At 66.6% G+C, this 5,876-nt stretch carries 7 protein-coding genes and 1 pseudogene; 7 read left to right on the forward strand and 1 reads right to left on the reverse strand.

What is annotated here, in order from left to right:
• The 6 genes from I71_RS08525 to I71_RS08550 form a co-directional block, all read left to right on the forward strand.
• Positions 1-490: ABC transporter substrate-binding protein (locus I71_RS08525; protein WP_042693837.1), on the forward strand; the 490-nt coding region annotated here is incomplete at its 5' end.
• Between the two features lie 50 nt (positions 491-540).
• A complete protein-coding gene (locus I71_RS08530; protein ID WP_042693838.1) occupies positions 541-1,455 on the forward strand; it encodes a branched-chain amino acid ABC transporter permease in 915 nt (304 codons plus the stop codon).
• Positions 1,442-2,482 carry a branched-chain amino acid ABC transporter permease gene (locus tag I71_RS08535; protein ID WP_199902136.1) on the forward strand — a complete coding sequence of 347 codons (1,041 nt, stop codon included), beginning with the start codon at positions 1,442-1,444 and terminating at the stop codon, positions 2,480-2,482. The genes I71_RS08530 and I71_RS08535 overlap by 14 nt, the downstream gene beginning before the upstream one ends.
• Positions 2,479-3,249 carry an ABC transporter ATP-binding protein gene (locus tag I71_RS08540; RefSeq protein WP_042693840.1) on the forward strand — a complete coding sequence of 257 codons (771 nt, stop codon included), beginning with the start codon at positions 2,479-2,481 and terminating at the stop codon, positions 3,247-3,249. The genes I71_RS08535 and I71_RS08540 overlap by 4 nt, the downstream gene beginning before the upstream one ends.
• On the forward strand, positions 3,246-3,956 hold the full coding sequence (locus I71_RS08545; protein WP_042693842.1) for an ABC transporter ATP-binding protein: 711 nt from the start codon (positions 3,246-3,248) through the stop codon (positions 3,954-3,956). The genes I71_RS08540 and I71_RS08545 overlap by 4 nt, the downstream gene beginning before the upstream one ends.
• A 37-nt stretch (positions 3,957-3,993) precedes the next feature.
• The gene (locus I71_RS08550) at positions 3,994-4,494 is read left to right on the forward strand and encodes an L-2-amino-thiazoline-4-carboxylic acid hydrolase (RefSeq protein WP_042693844.1); all 501 of its coding nucleotides are present in this window, start codon (positions 3,994-3,996) and stop codon (positions 4,492-4,494) included.
• Here I71_RS08550 and I71_RS37240 read toward each other — a convergent pair.
• Positions 4,443-4,997: a hypothetical protein gene (locus I71_RS37240; protein WP_148294189.1), complete on the reverse strand. Its 555-nt coding sequence runs from the start codon at positions 4,995-4,997 to the stop codon at positions 4,443-4,445. The genes I71_RS08550 and I71_RS37240 overlap by 52 nt on opposite strands.
• 98 nt (positions 4,998-5,095) lie before the next feature.
• On the opposite strand from I71_RS37240, the pseudogene I71_RS08555 reads away from it, so the two are divergent.
• Positions 5,096-5,876, forward strand: a pseudogene (locus tag I71_RS08555) (hypothetical protein); the annotation flags it as partial.

The following is a 5,876-nucleotide window of genomic DNA, read 5'->3' on the forward strand; positions in this document are numbered from 1 at the left end:
GCAGATCGAGCGGGCGAAGCCCGACGCGATCTACACCGGCTTCTTCTATGAGGATGGCGCGCAGTTCCTGAAGCAGCTGCAGCAGCTCGGCATCAAGACGCCGGTCTATTCGACCTCGGCGGCCTACAGCCCGAAGCTGATCGAGCTGGCCGGCGGAGCGGCGGAGGGCGTGCATCTGACCTCCAACTTCCTGCCGACCGACCCGTCGCCGAACGTCCAGCATTTCGTCGACGAGTGGAAGAAGCGCTCCGACGGTGCAGTGCCCGGCCAGTTCCCGGCCCAGGCCTATGACGCGGTCCGCATCATGCTGGCGGCGGTGGAGAAGGCGTCGCCCAACCCGACCCGCGAGAAGGTGCGCGACGCGCTGGCCCAGACCAGGGACTTCCCCGGCGTCACCGGCAAGACCAGCTTCAGTGCCGACCGTGAGGCCGAGAAGGAACTGGTGAAGGTCGAGGTCAAGGGCGGCGCCTTCGTTCCGGTCGCCGAGTAAAGATCCCGGCAACCGATCCCAGCGCCCCTTTCCCCAGCGACAGAGCCCGCATGTTCGATCCCTATTATCTCCAGCAGCTCGCCATCGGCCTGTCGCTGGGCATGACCTACGCGCTGATGGCGATCGGCTTCACGCTGATCTTCGGCGTGCTGAACGTCGTCAACTTCGCCCATGGCGAGATCTACACGCTGGGCGCCTTCGCCGGGCTGGTGCTGATCTCGGCCGCGGCGCCGCCCATCGTGGCGGTGATCCTGGGCGCGCTGGCAATCGGGGCACTTGCAGGCTTCTCGCTGGAGCGGCTGGCCTTCAAGCCGTTCCGCCGCTTCACCGACGAGGCGTCGCTGAAATCGCGGGCGATGCGGGAATCGACCCTGCTCTCCTCGCTGGCGGTGTCCATCGTGGTGCGCGAGGCGCTGGAGATCGTCTTCGGATCGCAGATGCGCTCCGTCCCCTTCGAGTACCTGATCAACACGCCGGTGCGGGTCGGCCCGGTGATCCTGGTGACCGGCGACTTCATCATCTTCGGCGTCGCCGCCGCCATGCTGATCGGCCTGCAGTATCTGCTGACGCGCACCCGTGTCGGGCTGGCGATCCGCGCGGTGTCCAACAACCCGCTCGGCGCCAAATATGTCGGCATCGACACGGATCGCACCATCATCACCACCTTCGTCGTCGGATCGATGATGGGGGCGGCGGCCGGCATCCTGATGGGGCTCTATTATGGCGCGATCTTCCCGGCCATGGGCTTCACGCCCGGCATCAAGGCCTTCGTCGCCATGGTGATGGGCGGCCTGTCCTCCATCCCCGGTGCCGTGATCTGCGCGCTGATCCTCGGCATTTCGGAAAGCATGGCGACGACCTTCGTCTCGTCGGGCTGGTCGGACATGGTGGCCTACGGCTTCCTGATCCTGACCCTGATCTTCTTCCCCAACGGCTTGTTCGGAGCGCGCCGTGAACGTGTTTGAGACCACCGCGCCAACCGATGGCCTGACCCGGCGCCGGGGCCTGCTGGTTCCGGCGCTGATCCTGCTGCTGGTCTTCGCCGCACTTCCAGCGCTGCTGGCCGGTTTCGACAAGGGCTATTTCTACCAGATCGCCAACCTGGCGCTGATCTTCGTCCTGCTGTCGGCCTCCATGCATCTGGTGACGGGGGTGGCCGGGCTGCTCCATCTGGGGCATGCCGCCTTCTACGGCGTCGGCGCCTACACCGCGGCGCTGCTGACCTCAAAGCTGGGGCTGGGCTTCACCGTCACGCTGCCGCTGTCCGGTCTGGTCGCGGCGCTGGTCGCCTTCCTGGTGGCGCTGCCGACGATGCGGCTGGTCAGCATCTATTTCGCCGTGGCGACGCTGGCCATCGGCCAGATGCTGTATCTGGTCATGCTGAACTGGGTGGACTTCACCAAGGGACCCAACGGCATCATCGTCTCCAAGGGGTTCGAGCTGTTCGGCTTCAGCCTGTCCGGCCGCCTCGCCGCCTATTACACGGTGGCGGCGGTGGTGACGTTGTCGGTCGTCGCCATCGGCCGGCTCAGCCATTCCTATTACGGCAACGCCCTGCGCTCGATCCGCGAGGACGACCAGTGCGCCGACGCCATGGGCGTCAGCACCGTCCGGCTGAAGATGGAAGCCTTCACTCTGTCGGCCTTCTTCGCCGGGATCGCCGGCAGCCTGTGGGCGCACATGACCGGCTACATCTCGCCGGGCGATTTCAAATTCTCCGAATCCATCCTGATCCTGGCGATGGTGGTGGTCGGCGGCCTGGGCAGCCTGCCGGGGGCGGTCATCGGCGCGCTGCTGCTGATCCTGCTGCCGGAAGGGCTGAGGGGCCTGGGCGATTTCCGCAACATCATGGTCGGGCTGGTGATGTTCCTCTCCATCCTGCTGCTGCCGAAGGGCCTGCTGGGCGAGGTCTCCGCCCTGCGTCTCGTTCGTCGGCAGCTGGGGGCGGCGTGGCGCAGCACCGGTAAAGGCGAAGGGATCGGCTGGCGATGACCCATCTTCTCGAAATCCGCAATGTCGGCCGCCGCTTCGGCGGCGTGCAGGCGGTCGGCGACGTCACCGCCCATGTCGACGAAGGCGAGCTGGTCGGCCTGATCGGACCGAACGGCGCCGGCAAGACCACGTTGTTCAACCTGATTTCCGGCTTCACCCCGCTGTCCGCCGGCACCGTCGCCTTCGCCGGCAGGACCATCAGCGGGCTGAAGCCCAATCAGGTGGCGCGGCTGGGCATCAGCCGCACCTTCCAGAACCTGCGCGTCTTCCCCAACATGTCGGTCTTCGACAACGTGTCGGTCGGCGCCGTCGGCGCGCTGCCGCAAGGGGCCTTCGGCGCCCTGTTCGGCGGGCTCCACAAGCGCGGCCGCGACCGCTCCGCCGAGATCAGCCGCCGCACCTGGGAAGCGCTGGAGGCGGTCGGCCTGACCCATGTGGCGGCGGAACTGGCGGCCAACCTGCCCTACGGCCAGCGCAAATATCTGGAGATCGCCCGCGCCCTCGCCATGCGGCCGCGTTTCCTGATCCTGGACGAGCCGGCGGCCGGGCTGAACGACACCGAAACGCGCGATCTGGCCGCCTTCATCAAGCGGCTGCACGGACAGGGACTGACGATCATGCTGGTCGAACATGACATGACGCTGGTCATGGGCATCTGCCAGCGCATCTTGGTTCTCGCCTCCGGCCGCAAGATCGCCGACGGCACGCCGGACGTCATCCGCACCGATGCCGCCGTCCTCGAAGCCTATCTTGGGGTGGATGAATGACCACGCCGCTGCTTTCCATCGCAGACCTGCATGTCGCCATGGGACCGCAGGAGATCCTGCACGGCGTCCGGCTGGATGTGGCCCCGGGCGCCATCGTCGCCGTGCTCGGCTCCAACGGCGTCGGCAAGACCACGCTGATGCGCACCGTCTCCGGCATCTACCGGGCTCGCCAAGGGACCATCTCCTTCCGCGGCCAGCCGATTGTCAACATGCCGGCCCACCGCATCGTCCAGCTCGGCCTGTCGCAGGCGCCGGAAGGACGGCAGATCTTCTCCAACATGAATGTCCGCGAGAATCTGGTGCTGGGCGGCGGCGATGTCGGGCTGGGTGAACTCAACCGCGTGCTGGCGATGTTCCCGATCCTGAGCGAGCGCCTGCGCCAGAATGCCGGATCGCTGTCCGGCGGCGAGCAGCAGATGCTGTGCATCGCCCGTGCCCTGATGCGCCGGCCGAGCCTGCTTCTGCTCGACGAGCCGTCGCTGGGGCTGGCGCCGAAGATCGTGGCACAAATCTTCGACCTGATCGGCCGCATCCGGGCCGAAGGGGTGTCGATCCTGCTGGTCGAACAGAATGCCCGCGCCGCCCTGCGCATCGCCGACCACGCCGCGGTCTTGGAGGATGGCCGCATCGTGCTGGCCGGTCCGGCCGACCGGTTGCGGAACGACCCGCGCATCGCCGAAGCCTATCTCGGCGGCCATACCCATTGAAAGCCGATTGACGCCACCTGATGGAAGGAAGCCAGTCATGACCCAGACCATGGGCATCCTCGAACGCCGCCGCATCGAGGCGGAAATCCTGAAGCCGGTCTATGAGGAGATGGCCGCCCGGCTGGGCGAGGCCACCGCGCAGGAGATCCTGGGCGCGGCGATCACCAAGGCGGCCCTGGCCGCCGCCAAATCCTTCGCAGCGACCGAGCCGGAGGGCACCAGCCTGAAGAGCTTCGCCGATCTCCAGCCCTTGTGGACCAAGGACGACGCGCTGCGGCTGGAGGTGAAGCGGCAGGACGACACGCATTTCGACTACAACGTCACGCGCTGCCGCTACGCCGAGATGTACCGGGAGATGGGCCTGGGGTCGGTCGGACATCTGCTGTCCTGCAACCGCGACGCCGCCTTCTGCACCGGCTACGACCCGCGCATCAAGATGGAGCGGACGCAGACCATCATGCAGGGCGCCGACCATTGCGACTTCCGCTATCGCTTCGAATTGGGGGACGAACAGTCATCGACCACATCATCGACGTGATGGGACCCGTTACGCTTTTCGCCATCGAGCGCGGCTCCGGTGCACGGAGGCATGAGGACGGAACGCTGGCCTGGTCCTACCCCCTCAAGCGGTTTCGCCATCTTCAGCCGGTCCCGTGCCGCTGAATTCAGCCTTCTGATGCCGAACTGTCGCGCCGCCCCCGTCAGCGGATCGTCGACATCGATGCAGCCGCGAATGGCGGCCGACGGCTCGGGCAGGGCGATGTCCTCGTCGGCTCCATCCTCTCCATCCGCGTCCAGATCGAGCACCACATCCGGCGCCTCCGCCATCACCGGCGCCGCGACCGTTCCAAGGACTCCTTCAGTGCGGCGTCGAGCCGGTCCAGCGCCCTCTTCCGGATCGATCCACCACTCTGTCGACCATACCCGCACCAAGGACCAGCCCAGTCCCCTCAGCACCGCCTCAAGTTTGTCGGAAACGGTGGTCAGGCCGCTTCCGGCGACCGGCAATCGGAGCCTGAGGCGATGCGGTGGACGGCCCATCCACCTTCTTGGATCGGTGGCAAGCCGATGCCGCCGAAGACGGCCAGCTCAAGGGGGCCGTCGATTGACGACCCAACCCGACTTCCGCTTCCGCGGTCATGCAACAGGATGATTGCCCGATCCTCGCCGAACCTGATACGTTATATTCAGCTGAATACAGAGGTGCGGGCATCCCGATGGTCCATCTCCCGGTTCTTCGCAGGTCCGCCGCCGGCGCGGTCGGCGCACTGCTTCATGACGAATGGGCCGCCGCCATTCCCGATCCGGAGCCACCCACCGGCACGCGCCGAGCCCGCATCTGGGACATTGCGCCGAACCTGCATTGCTCCGTCATCGGCACCTGCCTGAGCACCGGCGAACTGCGCCAACTCTTCGTCAAGCTGGGTGATGCCGACGCCCGCACCGCAACCGATCACACCCTGCATGGTCGTGGCGTCCAGTTGGCCGGGCAACGCGGCACGGCCGGCAAGCTGCTGCACAAGACGCTGGATCGGCACCATGACACGGCGGTCCGCCGCTTCGCCAAGGCTGCCACGGCTGAGGAGGTCCGCCGGCTCTGGCTCCAGTCCTTCGAGCAGGGCGACATCCCCGGTGCCTATTGGGCCGTGCTGACCCACCCTGCGACCGATGTCGTGCTGGCACAGCAAGTGTTCGGCGAGGTCCACATGCTGTCGCACATGGTCGGTTCCTCGAACCGGCTCGACATCACGCGGCTGCGCCGGGCCGAACAGGCCCTGGCCGAGCGCGACGACACCATTTCCCGCCAGCAGGCGCGGTTGAAAAGGGCGGCGGACCAGCGGCCCGGCTTGTTGCTCCGGCTGGAGGCTTTGGAGGTTCTTGTCCCCCGGATGAAAAACAAACGACCGCAGCGGCCGTCAT

Origin of the sequence: Azospirillum sp. B506, assembly GCF_000333595.1 — a bacterium.
Classification (GTDB): Bacteria; Pseudomonadota; Alphaproteobacteria; order Azospirillales; family Azospirillaceae; genus Azospirillum.